Source organism: Pseudomonas sp. 30_B, from assembly GCF_017491605.1.
Taxonomy (GTDB): Bacteria; Pseudomonadota; Gammaproteobacteria; order Pseudomonadales; family Pseudomonadaceae; genus Pseudomonas.
On sequence record NZ_JAFGYY010000281.1, the window covers coordinates 1 to 469 of the forward strand.

Sequence of the window (469 nt, forward strand, 5' to 3'; positions counted from 1 at the left end):
GGCATGGGGTTGTGAGATGCCGAGAGCATCACGCCCAAATCAGTACGGTACTCATTGACGAGGTAGGCCGCCGCAGGAGTCGGGATCACGCCGACGCGCAACACGTCAACACCGGCGCTGGCCAACCCAGCGCAGACAGCGGCCTCGAGGAACTCGCCGGAGGCGCGAGGATCACGTGCTACCAGCGCGGTAGGTTGGCGGTGTCCGAAAGCACCCGCCTCGCCCAGAACGTGCGCGGCCGCGACCGAAAGGTCAAGGGCCAACTCGGCGGTGAGGTCTTGATTAGCCACACCGCGCACTCCGTCAGTTCCAAAAAGTCGTGCCATGAAGTTTCACTTTACCCACCGCTCACACCAAGTGAGCGGAACACCCGCTGAGCGTGGGCATTTCGAGTGACTCGGTGGTAAAGGCCATGTCACCCTGTGCAACAGCCCCACCGATCCATCCAGGAAATCACGACAGATAGTCC

General features: G+C 61.8%; 1 pseudogene. It reads right to left on the reverse strand.

From position 1 onward, the window contains the following. Window positions 1–290: pseudogene (locus J5M67_RS28290) on the reverse strand (phosphoglucosamine mutase); the annotation flags it as partial. Window positions 291–469: the final 179 nt, after the last annotated feature.